The organism is Photobacterium panuliri (assembly GCF_059920555.1).
On sequence record NZ_CP197192.1, the window covers coordinates 1,971,284 to 1,997,135 of the forward strand.

A 25,852-nucleotide genomic window follows, 5' to 3' on the forward strand; every position below is an offset into this window, starting at 1 on the left:
TTGAGGGGGGAAGACGTCACAGAGGACGTTACCGCGCTGTCTTCCTCTATCCGTGAATGGGGGAAGACAGCGAATAGTGATGCTTCGAGGTGTTTACAGGCCTAGTTCATCAAGTAAATCCAAGTCAACATCGGGTTGCTTCGCCTCAGATTTGCTAGGTTGCTGGGAACGCTGTGTTTGTTCGATGATGCTGTCAGGATCATCATGGCTTTGCTGGTCAAACTCTTCGAGTTGAATAAACTCAGTTTTATCCATAGCTAGCTCAAGGTAGAAAATATTATTGTTTTCAGTCGTGAAACTTACGCGGCGTGCTTGCGGGCGATCAAGGTTAGTATCAACAGATAGTAAAATTTGTTTGTTGAGTGCCAGCATCTTTGGCTGGTTCTGGGTGATAGAAACCTGAAGCTCGCGGCGGATTTTGCCAGTGAAGTCACCCACAACTTGGTTCATGAGCTCGCCCAATACGTCTGATACCTCATCTGACGTATGGTGAATTGCGAGCTCGTCTTCCATCATGCCCATTTTTAACATGTAATTTTTGTACAGTTCGAGTGCAGCTTGTTGTGAAAAATTGCTCACAACAAGACCGGTAAAGCCACCGTCAAACAGAACAAAACAGCCGATATCAGGCTTGAGGCTGGTTTTGTTGATTTTTTGTACCATTGCCGAGTAGGAAATGTCACTGTCGGTTGCTGTAGACAATACCGTTGAAAATGACTGGCAGAGCTTGAGCAAGATGTCGTCAGTGGTAATGATTTTGGTTTTTTTCATTAGGATATACATCGCAAATTGGGGGCACTAACTCACTATATCGACCGTTTGGTGCAAAAATGAAGGACTCGAGAGCGGAAATTTCTGTTTATGGGGGGCGGTGTCGTAACTATTTTTGTTGTAGATAATGATAGGGCAAGCTACCTCAAGACTACTCGACCACTAGGCTCAATGTCTGGAGGCAGCTAGATAGCGCCGAAATGGTTAGGATGACTAGCCATTTGCGGTTGTCAAAACAGTAATCACGCAGCGTTGAAGCGGTTCTCTAGGTATTCAATGATGTCGTTTGATTCATACATCCAAGTAACGTTGCCGTTATCTTCTTCGATACGAAGGCAAGGCACTTTACGTTTCCCCCCTCCGGCAATGAGCTCTTTCTCATGTTCAGGCTGTTTTGCATCACGCGTTTCCAGCGGTAGGCTTAGTCGTTTGGCAGTGCGGCGTACTTTTACGCAAAACGGGCAGGCATCGAATTGATAAAGTTTAAGTTGGGCAACTGCTTTGTTTACCTTGTCTTGTTGTTCTTCATCTCGTTTTAGCGACCGAGGCGAAAATACGGCATTGAAGAGCAGGATGAGTTGTCCGAGCACCAGACGAATGACTTTCATATGAAGGATTCCTTTATAGTAATGTTTATACCCAATTTACCTCAAAATGAAGAATTAAAGCGGTTCCAGCATAGTCACGAGTTGTAAAATAAGCGAAAAGTAGCGTGCCATTCATCAACTTATATTGTCTGTTTTTAATATGCTGAAATAACCATTTTGACGTCATTGGAGTATAACCATCATACCTTGAGTTTATAAATAAGCCAAAGAGTCAATAGCACGATAAAAGCAATGAAAATTAAACTATTTCACATTAATTGTATGGAAAAGCCGATCAGTATCACTTAGTGCAAAAATACCGTGCTTATATAAACCATGAGTTGCATATTTACATTATCATTTTCACATTCGATAAAAATATAGGTGTGAGTTGTGCTGTCCCCCAAACGTATTTTGATATGTGATGATTCACCGGTGGTACACCGGAGCCTGTCGAAATACCTTCAAGAGTTTGAAGGTGTCAGTGTGATATTTGCTAGCGACGGACAAGAAGCGCTGAATTGTATGGCAAATGAACGCATTGATATTTTGTTTCTGGATTTAACCATGCCAGTTATGGACGGCTTTGAGGTATTGGAAGAATTAGCGGATCAGCGGTCAGAGCTGTCGATTATTGTGCTGTCAGCGGATATACAGCAACAGGCAAAAGAGCGCTGTAGTCGTCTTGGTGCCGCTCATTTTCTTGCCAAACCATTTCAAAAGCAGATGCTTTTGAAAGTACTTTCCGAGGTCGGTGTTGATGGCGCTTTGCCCTCTAACGACACTCAGCATCTCGCCAGCACGAAGATTCGCCACATATCGGTTGAGCCGTCACCTGCGTTTATTACTGGGGGGAACGACGCTTGCCTGACAGCCTTTCGGGAAATAGCCAACATTGCTTTGGGGCGAGGGGGGGCAATTATTTCGGATCACCTTGGGGAATTTATCAAGATGCCGCAGCCCAATGTCGCCATGCTGTGTCCGGCTGATCTTTTAATGACGATCCACGATATTAAGCACCAGCCTGATTCAACCGCAATTTCGCAGCGGTTTGTAGGCGGTGGTATACATGGAGAGGCATTAATCTGTTTGCATGGGCGTGACATACTTCATTTTGGTGAAAGACTAGGCTTTAGTCAGGTTGATGAAAACAAACATGAAATTGTCGTAAATATTGCAAATTTAATGGTGTCGTCATTTTTGGTCGCCCTCTCAGAGCAAATGAATATTCCATTTTCGGTCCGCCAGCCTTTGGTGATGGAGGACTATATGGCCTGGGGAGATAATGTGAGCAACCAGCAGTCGCTGTTTACTGTTGAATATTGCTATAAAGCTGAACGGTATGATGTGGAATGTGCGGTACTGTTTATGATGGATTGCCATTCAATTCCAGTCATTAGACAAATTATGGAGACATTGCATTGAATGAAAAAAGCCACCTTGCCGATTTTCACCTTATTTTGCAGGTTATAGACAATATTGATGCAGGTGTGGTGATCCTTGACAGGGAACACCGAGTTGTCGCTTGGAATAGCTTTATGCAGGCTTACAGCGGAGTCTGTGTTGATCGAATCATGGGCTATGACCTATTTGATGTGATTGATGATTTACCTAAAACATGGCTGATAAATAAAATAAACTCCACATTCAAGCTGCGTACACGCACATTCAGCTGTTGGGAAGATCGTCCGTTCATCTTTAATTTTAGTAATTTCAGCCCCGTGGTGGGGGGATCGTCAGTGATGTACCAAAATATGACGTTGACGCCGTTGAAGTCGTTGACCGGGGAATATCACCATATCTGCCTTACCATTACAGATGTTTCGGATATTGCGCGCAATAAGATGCACCTTCATGAGTCTAATGCGCAACTTACCCATCTCAGTATGACAGATCGGCTCACCCAGCTTTATAACCGCGGCCATTGGGAAACGTGCTTGGCCGAAGAGTTTGATCGTTGTGTCCAGTTGCAATCGTCATCAACCTTGGTGATGTTTGATATCGACCATTTTAAAAAGGTCAATGACACTTATGGTCATGTCGCCGGAGATGCTGTCATTAAGCAAATTTCGACAATTTTGCAGAAAACCAAACGTCAGAGTGATTTGGCGGGGCGTTATGGCGGCGAGGAGTTTGGGATTATCCTACCGGGAACAAGTGCCGACATGGCGATGTATTTTGCCGAACGGCTGCGGTCGCGAATAGAGAAGGCGGTCGTCAAGGTAGACATTCGCGAGATCATCACCACCGTGAGTTTGGGGATGGCAGAGTGGACTCCGGCAATGGCAAATTACAATCAATGGCTAGAATGTGCAGACCGTGCGTTATATCACTCCAAGCAGAATGGCCGTAATCAGTCTACAATCTTTGCCGTCAGTGAGAAAACTGCCCAAAAACAAAGCATGTGAATGTAAAAACTTAATTTATATCATTGTAATTAATCTTATATTTTTTAGAATGCTACTGTGTACCCAAACAGCAAGACGCGATTTGGGCATAGAGCTAACTTGAGTTATGGTCTTGATTTAGTTCGCTGGGAATATGAGAAGGGCTCGGCAGGAACGCGATAGACGTTGTCTATCTATGCGGCCCATAGGAATCGTAAACGAGAAATCGGAAGTTATGGTTGTAGAATCTGAAGGCTATCACGCGCTCATCGAATATTTTACTGAGCATCTCTCGCTATTTGAAAAGTCAGACGCTGAAGGCTGTGCTGAAACAGTCGAGGATGTTGTGACGGATATGATAGCAACGAATTTGATGGCTGTATTTGCCCAAAATCCTGATTTGGCAAAAGACTTCCGTTTTAAGTTGATGCAAGAAGCTGATGCGGTTGTTGAAGACCTCAATGAAGTCTTGGCTGGAGTATGGACTCGTTGCCCAACGAACGAGCAGGTCGTATTTTTGGAAGACTATATTGGTCTGGTCAAAAACCTGTTTGATTCGGCAATTAGCCAATACGCCCAGTAACAATCTGCGTTTCGTTAATGACGATGCACAGCGAAAATCGGCTGCTCATATTGAGTGGCCGTTTTTGATCATGGCACTCTCGTTCATCTCACTGGAATATCGTATGAACCTCAAATTGTGATCTAGGTTCACAATGATTGCAACTTGCCGAGACAGCAGTACAATGCAGGCGTTTTATATTGTTTGGTAGGTTGTTATGCGAATTCACGCTGTCCATAAGCTTTACGATGAGCGCCTTGCTCGTTCGACAAAACCATTTTTGGCCAGAGGCGGCAAGTTAGAGCGTTGTGGCTTTTGTATGCTGCGGGCGACGATGTGCATTTGCGCGAGCAAGCCGGTAATCAATTCCAATGCGGCTTTTTTGCTGGTGATGTACGATGATGAAGTGCTGAAGCCAAGCAATACAGGCCGGCTTATCGCCGATTTGTTCCACGATACCTACGCTTACATCTGGTCTCGTACCGAGCCTAACCCTGACATGTTGTCACTGCTTGCTGATCCGCAATGGCAGCCTTATGTGGTCTTCCCCGCTGAATATGCCGAACCTGGCAGGGTCGCCGAGCAAGTTGAGCTTGCCCCTGGTAAGCGTCCTTTGTTTGTTATGCTGGATGGCAGTTGGGCTGAAGCGAAAAAAATGTTTCGTAAGAGTCCGTATTTGAATAGTTTTCCTGTGCTGTCGATCAATCCGGAAAAACCATCGCGCTATCAGGTGAGGGAAGCGTCCAAGGCCAATCAGTTGGGAACGGCAGAAGTCGCTGCTCGAATTATAGATTTGTACGGCGAAAGTAAAAATGCCGAAGTTCTGGATTTATGGTTTGATGTGTTCCGAGAAAGTTATATGGCAGGAAAGATGAACCGAATGTTGCCGGAGCACAATGCCAAAATTGATCTCGCGTTATGTATGACTGAATATTAATTTAACCATCATAGGGGAGACGGGATAGTTATTCCGAGCCACCTAAGAAAATGGAAAATACAGGTAATTAAGTAACATCAAGACGTTACTTTGTGAAACAGTTTGGTGTTTCTTTCAACATTCGCGACTTATCGCAGAATTGCAGCCTGCTAAATTCGTGTCTCGTCACAGTCTGTAGGTGTAGTTATGTGGATAATTTTTTCAGTTTTGTTTTTTAATGACTTTCGGAGTGTGCAGGATGTACTACGGCTTTGATGTAGGCGGTACTAAAATTGAGTTTGGCGCCTTTAACGAGAAGCTTGAGCGTGTGGCAACAGAGCGTGTGCCAACACCCGGTGATGATTACGACAAGCTGTTAGATACCTTGGTTGGTCTAATCGAGAAAGCCGATCGGGAGTTTGGCTGCGAGGGCTTGGTAGGTATTGGCATCCCAGGTATGGAAGATGCGGAAGATGGTGCATTGCTGACGTCTAACGTACCCGCTGCTACAGGCCGCACTCTACGAAAAGATTTAGAGCAACGTATTGGTCGTAAGGTTGCAATTGACAACGATGCTAACTGTTTTGCACTTTCTGAAGCGTGGGATGAAGCACTTCAGGGTGAAAAGTCAGTTCTGGGTCTGATTCTAGGAACCGGTTTTGGTGGTGGTATCGTGTTTGATGGTCAGGTATTCTCAGGCAAGAACCATGTTGCCGGTGAGCTTGGTCATACACGTATGCCGATTGATGCTTGGTTCCATCTCGGCGAAAAAGCCCCGCTGTTCGATTGTGGTTGCAAGAACAAGGGTTGTATTGATAATTACTTGTCAGGCCGTGGATTTGAGCAACTTTACGCGCACTATTACGGTGAGCAGCTTAAAGCCATTGAAATCATCAAGCGTCATGGCGAAGGTGACGAGAAAGCCCTTGAGCATGTAGATCGCTTCATGGAATTGCTTGCCATCTGTTTGGCAAACTTGTTCACGGGTCTTGACCCACATGTTGTTGTACTTGGCGGTGGCCTGTCCAATTTTGAATTGATTTATGAAGAGATGCCGAAGCGACTTCCTAAGCATCTTTTATCAGTAGCCCGTGTTCCAAAAATCGTCAAAGCCAAGCATGGTGATGCTGGTGGTGTACGTGGGGCCGCTTTCCTGAATATCAAATAGTTTCTCTATAGTGTCACTGTTAAAGCACCGGTAATACGGTGCTTTTTTTTGTCCTGAAGTTCGCGAAGCTGCTGAGGGAAGGAAATATTCCCCCTAAAACACAACTTGTCATTGCCTAGGGGGGGCAGTTTGCTAGAATCGCTGCTCTTTGTAATTAGCAGGAAATGTTATGTCTTTTCACTCTTTGGGGCTGAATAGCCAATTGGTTAATAATGTTCAGGCGCTTGGCTTTGAGCAGCCGACTTCCGTGCAGGTGCAGGCGATCCCCGAGGTGATGGCTGGGCATGATGTCTTGGCTGGCGCTCAAACGGGTACGGGTAAAACGGCGGCATTTGGTTTGCCGCTGCTTGATAAGTTGATGGCATCGGGTGACCGACCTGCAGAAAAACAGGCGAGATCTTTGATTTTGACACCAACCCGTGAATTGGCGCAGCAGGTATTTGATAGCTTAACAAGCTATAGCAAGGATACCGGTCTGAAGGTGGCGGTTGCTTACGGTGGCACCAGTATCAAAATGCAGGTTCAAGCATTGGCTGGTGGTGTTGATATTTTAGTGGCGACACCTGGACGTCTTCTTGATCACGCTTATGTGGGGACGGTTGATCTTAGCTTGGTGAATACGCTGGTTTTAGATGAGGCCGATCGTATGCTGGATATGGGCTTTATTGATGATATCAAGCGCATTATGAAGCGCCTTGGCAGAGAGCGTCAGACGTTGTTTTTCTCGGCGACTTTCGGTAAAGCGGTGAAAAAGCTGGCCTATGATATTTTGACAGACCCTAAACTGATCGAAGTAACGCCTGCTAACTCGACGGCAGTTACCGTTGAGCAGATGGTGTACCCAGTTGACAAACATCGTAAGCAAGAGCTGTTGTCTTATTTGATTGGCTCTCGCAATTGGCAGCAGGTCTTGGTGTTTACCAAAACGAAACAAGGCTCAGACGAGCTAGCCAAAGAGTTAGGCAAGGATGGGATTAAGGCAGCCTCTATTAATGGTGATAAAAGCCAAGGCGCTCGCCAACGTGCACTCAATGATTTCAAAGAGGGTAAGGTGCGCGTGCTGGTTGCGACAGACGTAGCTGCCCGTGGTCTGGATATTGAGCAGTTAGAGTACGTTGTTAATTTTGATATGCCATTCAAAGCGGAAGACTACGTTCACCGCATTGGCCGAACAGGTCGTGCTGGAATGAAAGGGCACGCGATTTCACTGATGAGCTTAGACGAAGAGTGGGCACTCCGTGCGATTGAAGAGCTGCTAGATAGCCGATTGCCACAGGAATGGCTTGAGGGGTATGAGCCAGATCCTTTCGCGGTTGTACCGAATGACAAACGCCCATCCCGCTCAAAAGATAAGCGCAGAGCTAAAGCCAAGTCGCAAATTCATAAAAATCGAGGGCGTCACCAGAAAAGAGGTTGATATTTGAGTGAAATGTGCGCATTATCAGTAGGCTAGGAAGTTAATTCGTGACAAGAATTAGTAATTTTAACAGAGGTTTACCTCTGTTTTTTCCTTGTTGCGGTTCAATGAAAATGATAATGCGTACATTGAGTAGGTGAAAGCGTGGACAGGCTCAGACTACGGCTACGATATACAGCATATATATTGTTGTCGTTCTCATTTTTTTCTTATCTTTTCTATATGCTTGGCGGCTTTAACAAGGAATTTGTTGTCAGTGCTAAAAACGCCGCCTTTTCCAGTATTGATGACACGACGCAAGGTGGCGACACTCAAACGTATCTTGATATAGATGGCGAGTCGATAGTCCTCAATTGTGAACTGGGCAAAGCCGGGCAATGGCCATTTTGTGAAATCGCTATTAATTTTACCAATATTGCCCGTGGTATCGACTTATCTACTTATCATTCTGTGGGCATTGATGTTGATTATTTTAGCCCCGTGGATGACGAGAGAATCCGTGTTTACCTCCGCAATTACGACCCATCTTATTCCAGCGAAAATGATCCCATTTCACTTAAGTTCAACGCGATAGAGTATGCGCCCGGGGCCGGTAACGGACTGTTAGTGATCCCGATGGATTCCTTTCAGGTACTCTCTTGGTGGATCGCTGAATATGCCATACCGATTGAAAAAGCAGGCCCCGAATTCTCACAAATCCAAACCATAGAAATTGCAACGGGCAGTTTTGTTAAACCGACGAATTACACGATCCGACTCAATAAGCTGGTTTTTTACGGGCAATGGATATCTGAATCGACGCTATTGCGGATAAACATGATGTTGTGGATTAGTGCCGCAGTTGTTTTTCTCTATTTTGAACGTCGGCGGTTAAATTTTCAGTTACAGCAAGTAGTGGCAAAGGCGGACTTTCTTAAAGATGCCAACAAAAATTTGTATCAGAAGTCGATGAAATTTGAGGAGCTTGCCTTTACCGATAATCTGACAGGCACTCAGAACCGTCACGCCGTTGACTCTTGGCTTAGCGAAATCTTGGATTTTTCTCGACTTAATTGCCATTCATTTTCAATTATTTATATCGATATTGATCATTTTAAACGTATCAACGATCAGTTTGGCCACCATTGCGGGGATGAAGTTCTCAAGGAATTTGGTCGAGTATTGAATTTGCGCGCCAGAAAAACGGATGTGGTTGTTCGCTGGGGAGGGGAAGAGTTTATTATTTTTTGCCCGGCGACAAATTTGCGTAGCGCGCAGGAATTTGCCGAGCAACTTCGGAATATTGTTGAGCATTATCATTGGAGTCTAGGTACAGCCATAACTTGCAGCCTAGGGGTTGCCGAGTACCGTATTGATGAGTCGGTAGATGAGTTTATCAGCCGTGCCGATAGTGCGTTGTATCTGGCGAAAGAGCAGGGACGAAATAGGGTGGAAATTTCACCGGTATCTTGAGATAGATGAAAACAACAAGGCCAGCAGATGCTGGCCTTGTTGCATTTTAGAGGGCGGTGCTTACCAGAACAAGTAGGCAAAGATTGATAGGGCACCAATACAAGCAATGTTAAGGTATATACCTGCTCGCATCATCTCTGATTGTTTGATATGACCAGAACCAAATACGATGGCATTAGGCGGTGTCGCGACTGGCAACATGAAGGCACACGAGGCCGATACCGCGATTAATGCCGACAGGACGACAGGTGACACCCCGAGCGCTTCGGCAACGGTTGCAAATACAGGCACAAGCAAGGCGGCACTCGCGGTATTGCTGGCAAATTCCGTAAGGAAAACAACAAAACCAGCTATAACGAGGATAGTGAAAAATAGCCCTGCCTGATCGAGGAATGCACTAAGGCTGTGTGCCAAGAAGATGCTAGTACCCGTTGCCTTGAGGATGTTACTCAGACAGATGCCACCGCCAAACAGTAGCAGTACGCCCCAGTCAGTCGACTTCTCAACATCTTTCCACTTAACAACCCGTGATGCACCAAGAAGAACAATAGCCCCTAGTGCAACCAAGGTGTCAAATTTACTAAAACCGCCAAGGAACGCATTGATGGGCTTGCTGAAAACCCAGAAGGTAACAGTTAAAAGGAAGATGGCCAAAGTAATAAGCTTGCCGTTGCTCCATGCCACAGGTTGGTGATCAAGCTCGAAAGTGTGGTTTAGGTTCGGTTTGATCAGGAAGTACAATATGGCGATGGTGATTGGCAGCAAGATAATGGAAATTGGCAAACCGAAGGCCATCCATTCTGAGAAACTCAAGCCTACCTCTGCTGCAGCAATGGCGTTGGGTGGGCTGCCCACGACCGTCGCGATACCGCCAATACTGGCGCAATAAGCGATCCCCAGCAAAACGAAGACATAAGTGCTACGCTCGCTCTTGGCGTTAACTTTGTTGAGAATCCCCAAGACAAGCGGCAGCATCATTGCCGTGGTTGCGGTATTTGAGATCCACATTGATAGCGCAGCCGTGACACCAAATAGCATAAAAACGGCCACCGACATTTTGCCTTTGGCCACTAGTAGCACCTTGTCGGCAATGGCTTTGTCTAGCTCTTGTTTGTGAAGCGCCGCGGCAAGCGCAAAGCCCCCTAAAAAGAGAAATATAATGGGGTTGGCAAAGTTGCTAAGGGCTTGCGGTGTTTTGAAAATACCAAAGCCAATAGCCAGCAGCGGTACAAGAATGGCTGTAATACTGACGTGCAAGGCTTCAGTTAGCCATAGTACGGCGATAAAAGTCAGAATACTGATACCTACAACAATGTCATGTTCGAAAGGCAATGTATTGAGCATAACGACAAACAATGCGATATCGGCCAGTAGGATGAGGCTGTTTCGGTCAAACAGCCAGTTTCTTAGAGTCATGGCTAAGGCTGTCATAATTTTTCCTTGTGCTGATTATAGTAATAGGATGGCCAAGATTCCCTGTCACATCCGCTACGACAAATGTTACCAATTGTTTTTGCTTTGTTAAGTCGTGGTTGATCGATAATTAACCTAACTGTAATCGCATTGTTGTTTTTGTGAGTCTGTGACCGTGGAATGTGTAGATTTCTACCCATTAGGAGCGGCAGTTTTTTGAGGCGGAGGCTGTCTGGTTTCGTTGAAACAAAAAAAGAGCCACTGATGTGGCTCTTCAGATTAGTGTGGCTTGGGAGGCGGGGGGCCTTCGAGAGTATTGTCACTCTGCTTAATGGGCTCTGGCGGGCCAGGAAATTTTGGTTGTACGTTTAATACATACAAGTCAATTACCGCTTTGATACGCGCGAGCACTTCCCGTATATGAATTCTCAGACCGGCTAACCCCTTAGGCTCAGGAACCGCAAGACAAATAGCATCGATATTATTACGTTCGGCAATAAACAAGGCTCGCTCACAGTGGAAACGCTGCGTGATAATGACAAAATGATCGGCTTCGAAGACATTCTTAGCTCTCACCACAGAGTCCAGTGTTCTAAATCCAGCATAATCCAGAACAATGTCTTGATCTGGAATACCGGCTCTGAGCAAGTCGCGTTTCATCGTCCATGGTTCATTGTATGAACGATGGGCATTATCGCCGCTAAGCAGCAAGACATTAATTTTTTCTTTCTTGTATAACGCTTTAGCCGCATCGATTCGGTATTTGTAGTAGGGGTTGAGGGACTTGGCGATATATTTGCTGGTACCTAGGACGAGGCCGATGGAGCGAGCAGGGATTGCATCTGCGGTATCAAAGATACGCGCTTGTGTTTGGGTTGAAAACCATCTATCCAGTAGTAAAGCTGATGCAATCAGCATAATCAGCAATAACACGCTGATTCTGAGAAGGTTTAGCAGCTTCATCATTATAATTTATGTACCTTAGGAATCATACGCTCAGTTGCGGGCATTAAATAAAACAGTATAAGTATACTATCTTAATTTATTGATAAATTTATGTAAAATATTGGTCGGACTAGATAGGGGATGATAAATGGCTCGTATTGATGCGGGGAAAGCCTTTTGGTCGGACATACTGGATTTGAACCAGCGACCCCTACTCCCCCAGAGTAGTGCGCTACCAAACTGCGCTAATGTCCGCCAAAAGGCTTTATATTCATCGCCTTAACAGGCAACGAAAATCATTCTACCTAACAAGGGTGATAAAGCAAGGGATTGAATTTCAGAATTCATGCAAAGCTCTCATTTCTTGTTGTTGAATATGATTGTGTGGCGATAAAAACATCATGTTCGGTGATGTTTAAACGGTTACCTCAAGGTAGCGCGATGCCGTTTATGAGAATAGATAACGGTGTCGTTTAAATGAATACCTTGAGGTAACCCAAAGGGGTGTTAGTCTTCAATGACGATTGTGGCGCTACAATTTCCTCTGAAATTTTTCATGGGCTTCGCTTGGCCAAGCATCGTTTCGAGAGATGAATTGTTTTCAATATCCAAAGGGAGTGAGATCCTGACTTCTTGAAGATAGCGCTTTTTCAAGCATGACAATTGGATCCTGCGGACAGTATCTTGGCCTAGTTGACGTTGTAGTTCTGTTTGCATCTTCTTTACTGAGATTCGCTCTCCTGCATTGTGCTTAATATATTGACCGATTGCAGAAGCATCAACGCGTTTTACGAGATCAGCAGCAAGAAGGAAATAGCTATCATCATCAAGGGCTTGGCATGCTCCGTGCTTTTTCCATTGGTATGCGCCAAAGTCTTGTTGATACAAAAAATTCGGCATCCACGGGGCAATGGCATCAATCGTCGATGGTTTGAGTGATAGCTTATTGTTTGGGTCACAATACCCGTACTTTATTCCGCAGGAAGCACGGTTGGGCCATAAACCGTGCAAGGTGAGATGATCAATACTCAACGTGTTATTGTTCAGTGCCTTGCATTCAGGTTTATTGTTGGCCGCATTGCTGTGTTCGCAGAATCCACGTTGCCAGCTTACTGCAAGAACATAGGAGTCATGTTGGTTTGCGACATCGCATTGTTTATTGTTGTGGTTTGTTGTTTTAGTGGAGACGTTAGCTGGAGGGCTAGAGATCGAGCCTAATTGGCCGCAAGAACGATTAACCCAACGAAGTGGCGGGGTAGCGTCATTGAATTTAAGCTGTACCCAGTCACCATCGGGTTTATTAAGTAGATATGCCTGATAGCGTGTACCTGTTTGGGTATGGATATTATTTGGGTTGCTCTGTTTGCGAAACGACTGATAGGCAGGGCAGGCCTGTGTCGCTTGGAAGTGGGTATCGATTTTTACCGAGGCTAAGCCTGTTGAGGGTAGGGCTAAGCCACTGATAAGTATACAAGCTGCGTATCGAGCCTGTGTTGAGCTAAGCCTTGTCCACGAGAACACCGAAAGTAAAGGATGCATAGATTGCCGTCTGTTGGGTGAGTAATGGTGAGACTCAAATTATGTCCGACTATTGCCAAATAGAAAAGTGTGAACCAAACTTAAAAAACAAGCTGATAGTTTTAAAAATGCGTCAGTTTTTGTCAGTATGGTTTGACGGTAGACCTTTCCCTAAACTGAATTGTTGTGAATTTTATTAGATTTGTGTTCACAAGGGTTCAAACTAGAGGTATTATCTGCCTATCTACCATTTTGGTCGCACTAGATCGATCCTGTTTAGTGTCTTATCCTTTCACGATAATGTTCAGGTGACATTTTTTGCGAATTACTACACATCTGTTGATGTAACTATTCATTGTATATTTCGATTATCATGCTCGGAGTACTTCCACAATTTCATGTCGATAAAATCGATTTAATTGCTCCCAACGTGATTTCGATTTTAGAGGTATAATTCATGGATAATTTTGCGGCTGCCGAAAAGGCGCTTGCGGCGATGCTGAAAGGTGTTGAACAAAAGAATGGTTCAGTATCTGTTGATACTAAAACCGGTGTTGTGAAGGAAGAGCGAGTTGATTATCGCCAAGTCCTAATTGATTTCGCAGACGAAGTACCAGGTCGTCAAAAAGCGGTAATCAAGCGTATGCCAATTCAGAAAATCAATAATTTGATTGCTGTTCTTCATGAATTTAAAGAAGAAGCGCGTCAGGTACGAATGACTGAAATTCTGGCTCTTATGGAAAAAGACGGCGTTCATCCAGAAGAGTTATTTGCCGAACAGGACGAAGCCTTATAATACCTGTTTCATATTGTTGGTCTTTCAGCAGTATTGCGATTTAATTCGCAAATAATAACGACCCAGTAAATGAGTAGAAATATAGCGTCTAGCTAGGGTGTTCTTCGCCTAAATTATACCTGAGCATTATGACTCGGTGTCGATATTTGTGATTGCCTCTTTGCGCACCAAGAGATTGGTGCGCAACCTTCGTTATTCTCTCCTTGTATTCTGTATATCCAGTAGCGGTCTGCATTGCCTACAAATCAATGGCTTAATGTCCTCTTACACATCGGCATGGAGGAGCTTGCTGATGGAGTTTGGGTATAATACTGAATATGAAAAATGTTTGGTAAATTCAGTCAGTGGTATATCTAGTGATTTAAAGATATACGTTATTACATCATGATCGAGGACTTTATCTAAAAGGCATACTTTCTCCTTGCTTTGAAACTAGTATCTTGATTTAGTTTAGGTATATTCAGAATTGGTAATGCACAGAGACAACTGTGCTGATGAATACCTAAGATGGACTACGGTGGAATTAATCGAGTGGAAACCCTGATTCAAGCAAAACAGTTAAGTAAGTCTTATGGCAAGTTTCATGCGCTGAACGATGTGAATTTCGTATTAGAGCCAGGGCAGATACTAGGCTTACTGGGCCATAATGGTGCCGGGAAATCTTCGTTGATTAATGCGATTCTTGGTGTACATGATATTAAAGGCGAGTTGGTTGTACTGGGTTGTGAGCCGAGGAAAGATAGGGTCGAGATTGTTCGGCACCTTGCGTATCTTTCTGATGCGGCAATATTGCCCGGATGGATGAAGGTAAACCAGCTTATTGATTATGTTGCAGGTCTTCATCCTGGATTTAAGCGTAACAAGGTTGAGGAATACCTAAAAGAGACGGATATCGGCGTTAAAATGCAGGTGGCTCGTTTGTCTAAAGGCATGAAGCTCCAGTTACACCTCGCTTTGATTATGGCAACTGATGTCAAAGTGCTGATTTTAGATGAGCCGACGTTGGGGTTAGACCTTATGTATCGGGAACGCTTCTATCAGAATGTTGTTAAATGGTTTCATGCCGGAAAACGCTCGGTGGTTATTGCAAGTCATGATGTGGATGATATTTCGCATTTGCTGACGCACGTTTTAATGCTGAAACGAGGTAGGGTGATAGAAACCGGAGAGTTGCCGGCCGTCGTCTCTCGTTATGCGAAAGTGAGTTGTCCGCGTGAAAAGCGTAGCCAATTATTGGCGGCAGAGCCATTGCACATTAAAGAAGGAACCGAGACATTACAGGGTATTTTTAGGTTAGAGGACAAAGAGCAACTGGCTCAGATCGGCAGTGTAAGCTCAGTATCCTTGGTTGAATTGTTTGTTGCGTTACAGCAGGAGCAAGAATGAAACAGCTCTTCCCATTAATAAAAAAAGAACTGCTTGAGTATTCGATTGTCTGGAAGTTGCCGCTTTTTCTTGCGTTGCTCTCTGTGGTCAATTTTGTTTTTGTTGTTTACGGCAATAACTTTTCGATGTCTTGGGAGACCTCAGGCGATAGCACTATAAGCTTATCAGCGACGACGGGGATGTTTGCCGGGTTTATCGGAAAACTTAACGAGGTTGTCGCCGGCATTATATATTTTGTGTTGTTTTTGATTTATACCCCCAAAACGCTGCAAAAGGAGAAGCAAGAGGGCAGTTTGTTTTTCTGGCGTTCGATGCCCGTTGCAGATTCAATGATGCTGGGCGCCAAGTTAGTTTTTATTCTTGTGCTTGTTCCGCTGATCACATCACTGCTCTTGCTGTTTGCCGATGCCATTGTCTTGATTCTTGCAACCTGGTGGCTGCCTACGGATATGATGGCTACATATCATATTACGTTGACGGGGTTGATGCTGCACTGGGTTGAATTTATTGGCCGCATGGCGATGGTTAGCGTATCGCTACTTCCGTTTGCCTGTGGTTTGTTTGCATTGTCACAGTTGACAAGGCATCCCATTTTAGTGGTATGCGTCGTTGTAGTGGTGTTGAAAATTGTATTCTACCAACTGAGTGGCTCGGGTGAATGGGGGCAGTATTTGTCTGATATTTACTGGCAGCCTTTTCAGGTTCTGACGGGGGAACATCCTGTGGCATCGTATCTTGCCAACGGCATAATGACTAATATATTGATGCTGTTCGCCGGGGCTGTATTATTTGCGGGGAGTTGTTACCTGCGCGGTACTGATGATGCTCTGAGAATGGGTTAGTCAGCTTTAAGCAATTGTGAATAAGCCATTGTGAAAAAGGAGAGCACAGGCTCTCCTTTTTAGTCAGTGAGTATAAACGCACTTCAAGCAGTTGCAATGTTCTGTAGATATTCAACTTCGCGTTTGTATTTACGAACATTACGCGATAGGGTGCCTTTAGGGACATCAAATCGCTTCTCGGCTTCGTAGCTTGAGATACCGTCAAAGACAACGGCTGCAACTGCGACACGTTGATTCTCTGACTTGAAGATTCGCTGGGCGATAATTTGGTATTGTGAACGGTTCATGGTTGTACTCGCTAGGCAAAATGGTGTTAGCCAATCAAAATAAAAGCATTTGTTATTTGTTATCCTTCGAGATTACCATTCGAACCCTAACAGAACCTTAATCGAGCAAGCGTAATCCTGTTGGTAGCGCGTCACCAAATACTCGCTTAGTTTCACTTTCCGTCAAGATCTTCACCGTCGACACCATCTCTATCCAACTTTCCGGTACTTTGCTTGCTTTTAGCTTCTCAATTACAGCATTTCGGCTATTTTCATCCACATCCAAGGTGCGGTCACCGGTCATTCTGCACATCATTACCGCCGCAAAAGCGATATTGGGATCATCGCGCCAGTCAAACTCCATGAGCTCAGGTAAACAGTATGCAATATGTTGAGGTGTAAGCAAATTATGTGCGCTGCCATAGAAAGGGCTGCGTGTTGCGATACGGCCGATAGCCCACCAGTGTGCTTGGGCAAACTGAGGTTTTTGCAGTCGTCCGAAGATCCATTCAATCAGTTGGAGCTTTTTGTCGAAAGGCAAATGTTCCAATGATGCCGCTAGACGAACCATATCCTCATAGCTGCGCTCTTGCATCTCTTTGGCCAGTTTGCCATTGCGGGTAGCCGCTGGATTAATGTACTTGGCGATGTCTTTGTAGATCACCAGTTGTTGCTCTTGGGTTAGCCCACCTGCGACTCTTCGCCAGAACGTCCACCAGTCGCTCCATGTCTGGGTTTGGTTATCAAACTGGATGCCATGCTGATACAGTGACCATACCTGTTCCATGCGCCATTCATCGGCAGGGTAGCCAAAGCCTGGTCGCATTGTAAAACCAGCCAGTTTTAACCAGTTGCGTTCATGGATATCTGAGCGACGACGACGTTTACGGCTGTCGATCAGTGAATCAGCAAGAGCACGCAGACAAGGTGTATCCCAGTTATCACGCTTACCAAGCATTTTATCCAAACGGCTACGAAGGGTTTTGATTGTCTTGTCATCGACGTTCTTCGTACTACCGCCATATGCTTGTTTGATGAGATCAATTGCCTCATCGATACGATCAGGCAGGGCTGACTGAGCAAGGGTGCTGCCGTCACGGTTAATTTTGGCAAGATCCTTGCGGATGGCAAACTCTACTTTCCAACGTTTGGTTTCGTCTAGGGTACTAACGCACTCTAGTTGTAGGGTGCCGACTTCGGTTAACTGGCAGGCGAGGGTGACTTCTTCGCGATCCTTTTGGTTGGCCGCAAGTTCGGCACGATCGCGTTCACTGTCCAGTGTGGCGATAAATGGTGGCAGTGAAATGAAACTTTCATGATCAATCGTATGGATCTCACCAGCCTGGGTATGGGCGTCATCGGTGGATGAGACAAGGTTAAAGCGTACCGGTTCGCCGAGGGTTAGCGCAAACTTGCGGTTTTTGAGCCGGATCTCGGTGCCTTCATCCAATCCCTTGGGCAGGATACACAAACCTTGTTTGGATTTTTTCTTGTCTTCAAGCACTAGGAAGAACGAACGTGCCGAGCCACCACCAATTTTGAGCTGAGCACCATGACGTGCTTTGGCATAAGCGACGGCGCCATAGGCGACGGCAAGATCGGGGTGAGGGTTGCACAACTGGGTGACGTTGTCACCTCTCCATGCGCTAAAGGTGCTCAGAACCCGCTCTGCCAACAATGGGCTGTTGAATACGCCACCGTTTAACAATACGGCGACAGGGATGGCAGGCTGTCCGTCTTCAATTACGACTCCGCCTTCGGCAAGAGAGTGACGACAAACGTTATCATGCAAGGCGATGAATTGGGCTAGGTGTTTGCTAATTGCGGGATCCGCAGCGTAAGGCAGCCCGAATTCAACCACGGCGGCTTGGCGCTGGCTTGGCTGATCATCGAATGCGGTAAGTGGGAAAAAGCCATCAAGAGCAATTTGGTGGACTTCATCTTTTGTGATATCGATGCTCTTACTGCCGCCGATAAGACGCGAACCACTGCCTAACATGGTTACTTTGGCTGTATCTGGCGCGTTGCCCGATAGGAGCGATTCTTTCACCTTCCGAGTCTGCTGGATTAGTTTGGATAGTCCAGATGCACTGAGTTTTTTAGCACCGCCATGAAGGCGCTGTTCAGCAAGGTGGGCAATGGCAAGGTCGATATTGTCACCACCTAGCATGAGGTGGTCGCCGACCCCGATACGGTCTAGGGTCAGGTTGCCGTCTTTGCTACCAACTTGGATTAGGCTAAGGTCGGTCGTACCGCCGCCGACATCGCACACCATAAGAAGGGGGATATCCTGCAGTAGGGTATCAGCTTGATGCTTGTTGCTGGCATACCAGTCATAGCAGACGGCTTGTGGCTCTTCGAGCAAGACAATATTGGGCAGTCCGGCTAGTGCGGCTGCTTCCAAAGTGAGCGCCCGGGCGGCTTCGTCAAAAGATGCAGGAACGGTAACCACGACATCTTGTTCGGATAATTTGTCACTTGGGTGATGGTAGTCCCACGCTTGTCGGACATGATTCAGATAGCTTGCGCTGGCAACGACAGGCGACACTTTGGTGACGCCTTGAGTCGACGACCAAGGAAGAATGGCTTCGCTTCGGTCGACGCCGGTATGTGACAGCCAGCTCTTGGCACTGACAATCTGCCGGCCTTCTACCTTGGCTCCTAGCTCACGGGCCAACTCGCCGATCACTGCGTGGTGAATATCACCGGCAACGGGTTGGTGATCCCACGGGAGTACCATTTGGCTTGGATCGATTTCACCTTCAGCCGGATGGTAGCGGAAAGAGGGGAGTAGGGGCTTACGGGCGACTTCGCCGGGGGCAATTAACTGGTCGATGTCAAAGATCTGGATCGGGCTTGATTCAAGATTGTCTGAGATAGGGGCATAGGCAACAACCGTATGGGTGGTTCCTAGGTCAATGCCGACAAGATAACGCGGGGAAGACATTCATTACTCCAAGAGTAAGTTACATTATTGAACGTTCGATTATATACGCAAGCCGGTGTCAATTGCTTGTTTTAGGTATAAATATTGGTTATTCGCGAACAATAACATGACATGGGAAGGATAAAGAAACGGCACCCGAAGGTGCCGTTATGTGCTTATTTTTCGCGGACTTCAAATTCCACTTGCCATTTCTGGTCATTGTCAGTGGCGATGGCCTCTAGGCATAGCGTGCCTAGCTCGGTGACGCGAGACGCCAAACGAACCGGAACAACCTGTCCTGCAGTGCGGCCTTCAGAGACAGGCAGGGTAACCTGAATCGCTGGCAATTCTTCAAGCTCTTCTGGCTGCCACCAGTCAAGGTGCGTACCAGCTGGATCTTCGCGGCGAACCGTCGAACCGAAGAATTTGAACTGTACCGGCTGGCCGATAACAAGACCGAATTCGCGGCTTGGAACATCTGCTTGCGTGCCTTCTTCCATACCGAATGGCGCAACACACAGTGCTTCAACAGGTGGCTCCATGCCCGGAATTGCCGGCATGGCGCTTTCGATGCCAACATAGTAGCTGCTTGCAATACCACCACGGATACGAACACCTTTGCCCTTGCGAACAGAACCGTAGTACGACGCACCGCTCGCAACCGCTAGGTCGAGATCTAAGCCTTGTAGGCGTTTTGCTTCTGGGCTATTGGCGTTTGTTAGCCAGCTGTTAATGATAGACAGCAGGCGATCTGCCAGTAGATCAGATTTCAGCACACCACCGTTGAACAGAATCGCGGTAGGGCGGATGAAGCCTTCGTGAAGCTGCTCGTATTTTTCGAATAGCTCGTCAACGGCAGATGACTGGCGGCTAAGGAAACCAGCAACATGACGTGATACTGCGGCATCTTGTGCGTAAGGCAGACCCATCTGGGTCAGTGCGCCGCGCTGCATTTCTACAGGGTGTTCTTCAATGCTGTTGCGAGGGAAGAAACCTTCAACCAGTGTCTGCTGAACTTCTTCTTGGGTCAGTTCAGTTTGCAGCGTACCGCCAAGTAGCTTGGAGCCGCGGCTTGGTACGACGATTGGCACAGCTTTAACGTCTGCATCGCTTAGCAGGGCTTCTTTGGCATCGCGGCAGGCATGGGTAATAGCCTGAATCTGCCAAGGTTGCAGCTGCTTGCCTTCTTGCGCCAGCTTCATTTTCAGGCGGTAGGCAAGGGCAAGATCCATGTTGTCGCCGCCCAGCAGGATATGATCGCCGACGGCAACGCGGTTAAGCATCAGGTTGCCATCTTCTTCGGTCACGGCAACTAGCGAAAGGTCGGTGGTACCACCGCCGATATCGACGACCAAAATCACATCGCCGACAGACACTTGGTCACGCCAGTTGTCTTCGTTGTTTTTCAGCCAGCTGTATACGGCTGCCTGTGGCTCTTCTAGCAGGGTCATGTGCTTGAAGCCCACTTCGCGCGCAGCTTCCGCTGTTAGTTCGCGGGCGGCTGGGTCAAATGATGCCGGTACCGTGATGGTGACATCTTGATCAAACAGCGGTGTGTCAGGATGGTTGAAGTTCCAAGCATCGGCAAGGTGTGCCAAGTAGTTGCGGGTTGCTTCAAGCGGTGACACCTTGATGACTTCTTCCGGGCTGTTGAGTGGCATGAATGCGTCACGGCGGTTGATACCACCGTGGCATAGCCAGCTTTTCGCACTCGCAATCAGGCGGATAGGTGTTTTGCTACCAAGGTTGCGTGCCATTGCACCGACAATCGCGGTTGGCTCGGTATTCCAAGGCAGGGCTGTATCGCCCTCAGCAAGCTCAGATTCATGAGGCTGGTACTGGAATGATGGTAGCTGGTTTTTATCTTCGACGTTACCCGGTGTTGTTAGCTGGGCAATCGGCATAACATTGACAGACGCATTCTCGTCTTGCAGGTCAACGTATGATAGTACGCAGTGTGTAGTACCTAGGTCGATACCTACACTGTAACGGTGTTCTTGTGTTTCTTGCATTACAGTTCTACCTCAGCGGCGGCAACGATGTGTGCGTCATGGCCTTCAGCCAGTTTAGGCAGTTTGACGTCAGTAACCTTCCAACCGCGGTGGATGAGTGTTCCGGTAAATGGTGCTTCGCCAACAACGTGACCCGTCAGGCGAACTTCAGATGCGTTGAAGCCTTTCGGTAGAGTGATACGTGTTTCTTCCTCTTCATCACGTACAGGTGCAAAGCTGAAGTATTCGTTCAGTACTTTCTGGCCGCCTTCATGGATAACTCGGGCCGCTGCACCGATTTCTGCATCGGCAAAACCTTTCAGATCTTCCTGCATAAAATCAATAAAGCGTGCTTCTTGCTGAAGCAGAGACAGAAGCTGAAGTGCCGAATCAGGCGTTGTCGTTTTGAGCTTAGGCTCTACTTCAACGATCTTTTCGACAATTTTCTCAACTTCAACAACTTTTTCGACTTCGACAATCTTCTCGACAGGCTTTTCAACCTCGACAATTTTCTCGACTTCTTTTTCTACTTCGACAATTTTCTCAATTTCGACCGGCTTGCCCTTTTTGGCAATATAAAGGATGACCATGACAACCAGCAGGCCAGCGAGCCATGCGTGGCCCATGTCAATTGTTGTAGGCATTGCCGATAAGTCGACAGTCAAATTTGAAAAATCAAAAGCCATATTTTGTGTTCTCTCTACCGATGAGATTTCATTCATAAATTGGGTCGAATAGTATCATAAACAAGCTTGTTTACACCTTACAGGCCAGAAATTTTGGTCATTTTAAAGGATTTAGTGAAGGGGGCGTTTAAAATACCATCACCAAAACCTGACATTGTGCTGTCATATCGCCCTCATCTGCATGTTATTCTGATAAATCCATTCTAACTAGATAGTTATATTTCCTATCTGCGGTTTGTCTCTACCTTATCGATTGTGTGTTGCGACCTGTTTATCTTGCAGAATAAACGACCAGCTTAGGTATATCGCCTTAATTATAGGCAGAGCGGCAAAGATTGCCTTAAGGGTAGTTAAGTATTGCTTTGATTTCGCTAAGGTTGTCTATGATCCATCGCTTATTTATCGCACCCTAGTCAATAATTTCATAACGCCCGGTTCGGTTTCGGGCCCCTTCGGTCTGCTGGAATTCGCAGATAATACCAAGGTCGGCCAGACTTTTAATGGTGTCTTGGGCTGTTCGCCGTGGCATGCCTGTGACGTTGATGATATCGGGAACAGTTGCCACTCCTTGGTCAATAAGATGGGCGATGTAGAGTCGTCGGTAGAAGCTGCTTTGGGTTTTGTTCGTTGTCATTCCGTTATTTCGCTATTCCGTCTTTCATCAAATGCCAGTGCTGCGCTATTACAGCTTGCTAAGGTCGTTAGATCCTATACCCAAGGTACATTAAGTTGGATATTGCCGCGAGTCATTCCATTGCCTGGGTAAAAGCAATTTTGACGCAAATTCTCAGAAGCTAACTAGATTTAAACAATAAATGACGAGAAGCAAAGTGAGGCAGTGATGAAGTGTTCTCGGCGTCAATGGCTTAAGGCTCAAGCTGCGACGACAGCGGCAGCCGCTGCAGGGATCTCGATTCCTGTTATTGCCAGCAATGTTGTAACGGATGCAAGTAAGACACAAATAACATGGCAGAAGGCGCCATGCCGTTTTTGTGGTGTAGGGTGCTCGGTCAATGTGGGGGTGAAGGATGACAAGGTTGTCGCGACCCACGGTGATATTAAGTCGCCAGTAAACAGGGGGCTTAATTGTGTTAAGGGCTATTTCCTTTCGAAGATCATGTACGGTGATGATCGCCTGACCCAGCCGATGCTGAGGATGAAGGAGGGGAAGTATGACAAAGAAGGTGATTTTACTCCGATAAGTTGGGATCAAGCTTTCGATATTATGGCGGAAAAATGGAAAGCGACCTTGAAGGAAAAAGGGCCGGAAGCCATCGGTATGTTTGGCTCTGGCCAATGGACAATATATGAAGGCTATGCGGCATCGAAGTTAATGAAAGCGGGATTCCGTTCGAACAATATCGAACCCAATGCCCGTCACTGTATGGCTTCGGCGGTGGTGGGGTTTATCCGCACTTTCGGTATTGATGAACCGATGGGGTGTTACGACGATATAGAAGCGGCGGATGCCTTTGTGCTTTGGGGATCCAATATGGCCGAGATGCATCCTATTCTCTGGACGCGCGTTACGGATCGCCGTCTGTCGAATCCAAAGGTTAAGGTTGCCGTGCTATCGACTTACGAGCACCGAAGTTTCGAGCTGGCCGATATTCCGATGATCTTTACCCCCCAAACTGATCTTGCCATCCTCAATTACATTGCCAATTACATCATCACTAACGACAGGGTTAATAAAGAGTTTGTTGATAAGCACGTTAACTTTCGACGCGGAGCGGCTGATATAGGTTATGGTCTGCGGCCGGAAAATGCACTTCAGAAACAGGCCAAGAACCCTGATAGCGGTGATTCAGAGCCCATGACCTTTGACGAATTCAAGCAATTTGTCTCGGAGTATACTGCAGAGAAAGTCGCGAAAATGTCCGGAGTGCCAGAGAGCCGCTTGGTTGAGTTGGCGGAGCTCTATGCTGATCCCAAGACCAAAGTTACCTCGTTTTGGACGATGGGGTTCAACCAGCATACGCGCGGTGTGTGGTGTAACAACATGGTCTACAACATTCATTTGCTGACAGGGAAAATTTCGACACCCGGCAATAGCCCGTTTTCATTAACCGGCCAGCCTTCAGCCTGTGGTACGGCGCGTGAGGTAGGGACATTTGCCCACCGTTTGCCTGCTGATTTGTTGGTGGCTAACCCCGAGCATCGTAAGACGGCCGAGAGAATCTGGAATTTACCTGAAGGGGTTGTTCCCGGCAAGGTTGGGGCGCATGCGGTGCTGCAAAGCCGGATGCTCAAGGATGGCAAGATCAATGTGTACTGGATTCAGGTAAACAACAATTTACAGGCAGGTGCCAATATCAATGAAGAAACCTTACCGGGCTATCGTAATCCCGAGAATTTCATTGTGGTATCGGACGCCTACCCGACAGTGACAGCGCAGGCGGCAGATTTGATCCTACCGGCGGCAATGTGGGTAGAAAAAGAAGGTGGGTTTGGTAATGCCGAGCGCCGAACCCAGTTGTGGCATCAAATGGTGGATGCCCCGGGTGAGGCGAAGTCTGATCTGTGGCAATTGATGGAGTTCTCGAAACGGTTTACCACCGATGAAGTGTGGCCGAAGGCGATCCTTGATGCCAATCCCGATTATAAGGGCAAGACGCTGTTTGATGTGCTCTACCTTAACGGCAACGTGAACAAATTTCCGTTGGAGCAGATTGCGGAAGGACAAAGCAACGATGAATCAACAGATTATGGCTTTTATGTTCAAAAAGGCTTGTTTGAAGAGTATGCCCAGTTTGGCCGAGGGCATGGCCATGATCTCGCACCTTTTGAAATGTACCATCAAACACGAGGCTTGCGCTGGCCAGTTGTGGACGGTAAGGAGACATTGTGGCGTTACCGAGAAGGTTCGGATCCTTATGTAAAGCCGGGCAGTGGCTTTGATTTTTATGGCAAGCCGGATGGGCGGGCTGTGATCTATGCCTTGCCCTATGAGCCTGCCGCCGAAAGCCCTGATGAAGAATATGACTTATGGCTCTCGACAGGGCGGATACTCGAGCACTGGCATTCAGGCTCGATGACCCGACGTGTTCCCGAGTTATTCAAGGCTTTTCCGGATGCGGTGGTGTTTATGCATCCCGAAGACGCCAAAGCAAGAGGGGTTCGTCGTGGCGATGCGGTCAAGGTCGTGTCGAGGCGCGGTGAGATAATTACCCGAGTTGAAACACGGGGACGTAATAAACCGCCACAAGGCTTGGTCTTTGTGCCTTGGTTTGATGCCAGCCAGTTGATCAACAAAGTCACGTTAGATGCCACCGATCCGCTCTCGAAGCAGACCGACTTTAAAAAATGTGCGGTGAAAGTGATGAAAGCCTAGGGTAAGGAGCTGACGATGAAACATCTACTCACGCTTGTGCTGGTTTTATTCTTACCCATAGCCGTGGTGACGGCTATTGCGGCGAGCGACACCGTTGTTCCGGGGGATGATTTGGCGACATTGCGTCATTTTGCCCTGAACGGTGAACCTGAGCCGCCAGTAATGAGTAAAACATTAAATACAGATCGGATCCCCAAGCGGAATTATCCGATGCAGCCGCCGGTGATCCCACACAAAATCGATAACTATCAGGTTGACCTAAAGGTTAACAAATGCATGTCATGCCATGCGCGTAGCCGTGTGGAAGATACGCAGGCGAGAATGATCAGTGTCACTCACTATATGGACAGAGACGGTAACTTCTTAGCCGAACTGTCACCAAGGCGTTATTTCTGCGAGCAATGCCATGTTGTGCAGACAGATGCCAAAGTGCTGGTTGGCTCAACGTTTACCGATCTCAATACGCTGCTCGATGCGAAGTAAGGGGGG

22 protein-coding genes and 1 tRNA gene are annotated in these 25,852 nt (G+C 46.8%); 12 read left to right on the plus strand and 11 right to left on the minus strand.

Annotated elements, in window-relative coordinates; all coding sequences use genetic code 11:
* Positions 1-93: 93 nt before the first annotated feature.
* Together ACSF8X_RS09120 and ACSF8X_RS09125 are read right to left on the minus strand one after the other, a co-directional pair.
* Complete coding sequence (locus tag ACSF8X_RS09120) at positions 94-771, minus strand: DUF3334 family protein (protein ID WP_500849726.1); 678 nt, start codon at positions 769-771, stop codon at positions 94-96.
* Positions 772-1,013: 242 nt separating this feature from the next.
* A complete protein-coding gene (locus ACSF8X_RS09125; RefSeq protein WP_500849727.1) occupies positions 1,014-1,379 on the minus strand; it encodes a glutathione S-transferase N-terminal domain-containing protein in 366 nt (121 codons plus the stop codon).
* Between the two features lie 372 nt (positions 1,380-1,751).
* Here ACSF8X_RS09125 and ACSF8X_RS09130 point away from each other — a divergent pair, with 372 nt between their 5' ends.
* The 7 genes from ACSF8X_RS09130 (at position 1,752) to ACSF8X_RS09160 (ending at position 9,260) form a co-directional block, all read left to right on the plus strand.
* Positions 1,752-2,783, plus strand: a complete 1,032-nt coding sequence (locus ACSF8X_RS09130) for a response regulator (RefSeq protein WP_500849728.1) — start codon at positions 1,752-1,754, stop codon at positions 2,781-2,783.
* Positions 2,780-3,766, plus strand: coding sequence for a GGDEF domain-containing protein (locus tag ACSF8X_RS09135; RefSeq protein WP_500849729.1), 987 nt, complete (start codon positions 2,780-2,782; stop codon positions 3,764-3,766). The genes ACSF8X_RS09130 and ACSF8X_RS09135 overlap by 4 nt, the downstream gene beginning before the upstream one ends.
* A gap of 214 nt (positions 3,767-3,980) precedes the next feature.
* The gene (locus ACSF8X_RS09140; RefSeq protein WP_047878028.1) at positions 3,981-4,328 is read left to right on the plus strand and encodes a DUF3802 family protein; all 348 of its coding nucleotides are present in this window, start codon (positions 3,981-3,983) and stop codon (positions 4,326-4,328) included.
* 196 nt (positions 4,329-4,524) lie between these two features.
* Positions 4,525-5,244, plus strand: a complete 720-nt coding sequence (locus tag ACSF8X_RS09145; protein ID WP_500849730.1) for a tRNA-uridine aminocarboxypropyltransferase — start codon at positions 4,525-4,527, stop codon at positions 5,242-5,244.
* A 238-nt stretch (positions 5,245-5,482) separates the two neighbouring features.
* Positions 5,483-6,391: an N-acetylglucosamine kinase gene (gene nagK, locus ACSF8X_RS09150; protein ID WP_500849731.1), complete on the plus strand. Its 909-nt coding sequence runs from the start codon at positions 5,483-5,485 to the stop codon at positions 6,389-6,391.
* A 169-nt stretch (positions 6,392-6,560) separates the two neighbouring features.
* A complete protein-coding gene (locus ACSF8X_RS09155) occupies positions 6,561-7,808 on the plus strand; it encodes a DEAD/DEAH box helicase (protein WP_047878030.1) in 1,248 nt (415 codons plus the stop codon).
* 144 nt (positions 7,809-7,952) lie between these two features.
* Entirely contained in the window at positions 7,953-9,260 is a 1,308-nt protein-coding gene (locus tag ACSF8X_RS09160) for a GGDEF domain-containing protein (RefSeq protein ID WP_500849732.1), read from the plus strand.
* Between the two features lie 60 nt (positions 9,261-9,320).
* On the opposite strand, the gene ACSF8X_RS09165 is transcribed toward ACSF8X_RS09160, so the two are convergent.
* The 4 genes from ACSF8X_RS09165 to ACSF8X_RS09180 form a co-directional block, all read right to left on the minus strand.
* A complete protein-coding gene (locus ACSF8X_RS09165; protein WP_500849733.1) occupies positions 9,321-10,691 on the minus strand; it encodes an SLC13 family permease in 1,371 nt (456 codons plus the stop codon).
* Between the two features lie 261 nt (positions 10,692-10,952).
* Positions 10,953-11,636 carry a SanA/YdcF family protein gene (locus tag ACSF8X_RS09170; RefSeq protein ID WP_500851170.1) on the minus strand — a complete coding sequence of 228 codons (684 nt, stop codon included), beginning with the start codon at positions 11,634-11,636 and terminating at the stop codon, positions 10,953-10,955.
* Positions 11,637-11,796: 160 nt separating this feature from the next.
* A tRNA-Pro gene (locus ACSF8X_RS09175) sits at positions 11,797-11,873 on the minus strand.
* A gap of 252 nt (positions 11,874-12,125) precedes the next feature.
* Positions 12,126-13,157, minus strand: coding sequence for a ribonuclease T2 family protein (locus ACSF8X_RS09180; RefSeq protein ID WP_053062395.1), 1,032 nt, complete (start codon positions 13,155-13,157; stop codon positions 12,126-12,128).
* Between the two features lie 436 nt (positions 13,158-13,593).
* On the opposite strand from ACSF8X_RS09180, the gene ACSF8X_RS09185 reads away from it, so the two are divergent.
* The 3 genes from ACSF8X_RS09185 (at position 13,594) to ACSF8X_RS09195 (ending at position 16,160) form a co-directional block, all read left to right on the plus strand.
* Entirely contained in the window at positions 13,594-13,932 is a 339-nt protein-coding gene (locus tag ACSF8X_RS09185) for a hypothetical protein (protein WP_047878033.1), read from the plus strand.
* Positions 13,933-14,463: 531 nt separating this feature from the next.
* Positions 14,464-15,318 (plus strand): ABC transporter ATP-binding protein, encoded by an 855-nt coding sequence (locus tag ACSF8X_RS09190; protein WP_500849734.1) that lies wholly within the window; start codon positions 14,464-14,466, stop codon positions 15,316-15,318.
* Positions 15,315-16,160: an ABC transporter gene (locus ACSF8X_RS09195; RefSeq protein WP_500849735.1), complete on the plus strand. Its 846-nt coding sequence runs from the start codon at positions 15,315-15,317 to the stop codon at positions 16,158-16,160. Before ACSF8X_RS09190 ends, ACSF8X_RS09195 begins: the two co-directional genes overlap by 4 nt.
* Positions 16,161-16,243: 83 nt before the next feature.
* On the opposite strand, the gene ACSF8X_RS09200 is transcribed toward ACSF8X_RS09195, so the two are convergent.
* The 5 genes from ACSF8X_RS09200 to ACSF8X_RS09220 form a co-directional block, all read right to left on the minus strand.
* Positions 16,244-16,447 carry a hypothetical protein gene (locus ACSF8X_RS09200; RefSeq protein ID WP_047878036.1) on the minus strand — a complete coding sequence of 68 codons (204 nt, stop codon included), beginning with the start codon at positions 16,445-16,447 and terminating at the stop codon, positions 16,244-16,246.
* A gap of 97 nt (positions 16,448-16,544) precedes the next feature.
* The gene (locus ACSF8X_RS09205) at positions 16,545-19,373 is read right to left on the minus strand and encodes an Hsp70 family protein (RefSeq protein ID WP_500849736.1); all 2,829 of its coding nucleotides are present in this window, start codon (positions 19,371-19,373) and stop codon (positions 16,545-16,547) included.
* Between the two features lie 155 nt (positions 19,374-19,528).
* Positions 19,529-21,364 (minus strand): Hsp70 family protein, encoded by a 1,836-nt coding sequence (locus ACSF8X_RS09210; protein ID WP_500849737.1) that lies wholly within the window; start codon positions 21,362-21,364, stop codon positions 19,529-19,531.
* Positions 21,364-22,008 carry a DUF2760 domain-containing protein gene (locus tag ACSF8X_RS09215; protein ID WP_157037792.1) on the minus strand — a complete coding sequence of 215 codons (645 nt, stop codon included), beginning with the start codon at positions 22,006-22,008 and terminating at the stop codon, positions 21,364-21,366. The genes ACSF8X_RS09210 and ACSF8X_RS09215 overlap by 1 nt, the downstream gene beginning before the upstream one ends.
* 430 nt (positions 22,009-22,438) lie before the next feature.
* The gene (locus tag ACSF8X_RS09220; RefSeq protein WP_500849738.1) at positions 22,439-22,663 is read right to left on the minus strand and encodes a helix-turn-helix domain-containing protein; all 225 of its coding nucleotides are present in this window, start codon (positions 22,661-22,663) and stop codon (positions 22,439-22,441) included.
* A 207-nt stretch (positions 22,664-22,870) separates the two neighbouring features.
* Here ACSF8X_RS09220 and napA point away from each other — a divergent pair, with 207 nt between their 5' ends.
* Together napA and ACSF8X_RS09230 are read left to right on the plus strand one after the other, a co-directional pair.
* On the plus strand, positions 22,871-25,363 hold the full coding sequence (gene napA / locus ACSF8X_RS09225) for a nitrate reductase catalytic subunit NapA (protein WP_500849739.1): 2,493 nt from the start codon (positions 22,871-22,873) through the stop codon (positions 25,361-25,363).
* Between the two features lie 15 nt (positions 25,364-25,378).
* Positions 25,379-25,846 (plus strand): nitrate reductase cytochrome c-type subunit, encoded by a 468-nt coding sequence (locus ACSF8X_RS09230; RefSeq protein ID WP_500849740.1) that lies wholly within the window; start codon positions 25,379-25,381, stop codon positions 25,844-25,846.
* Positions 25,847-25,852: the final 6 nt, after the last annotated feature.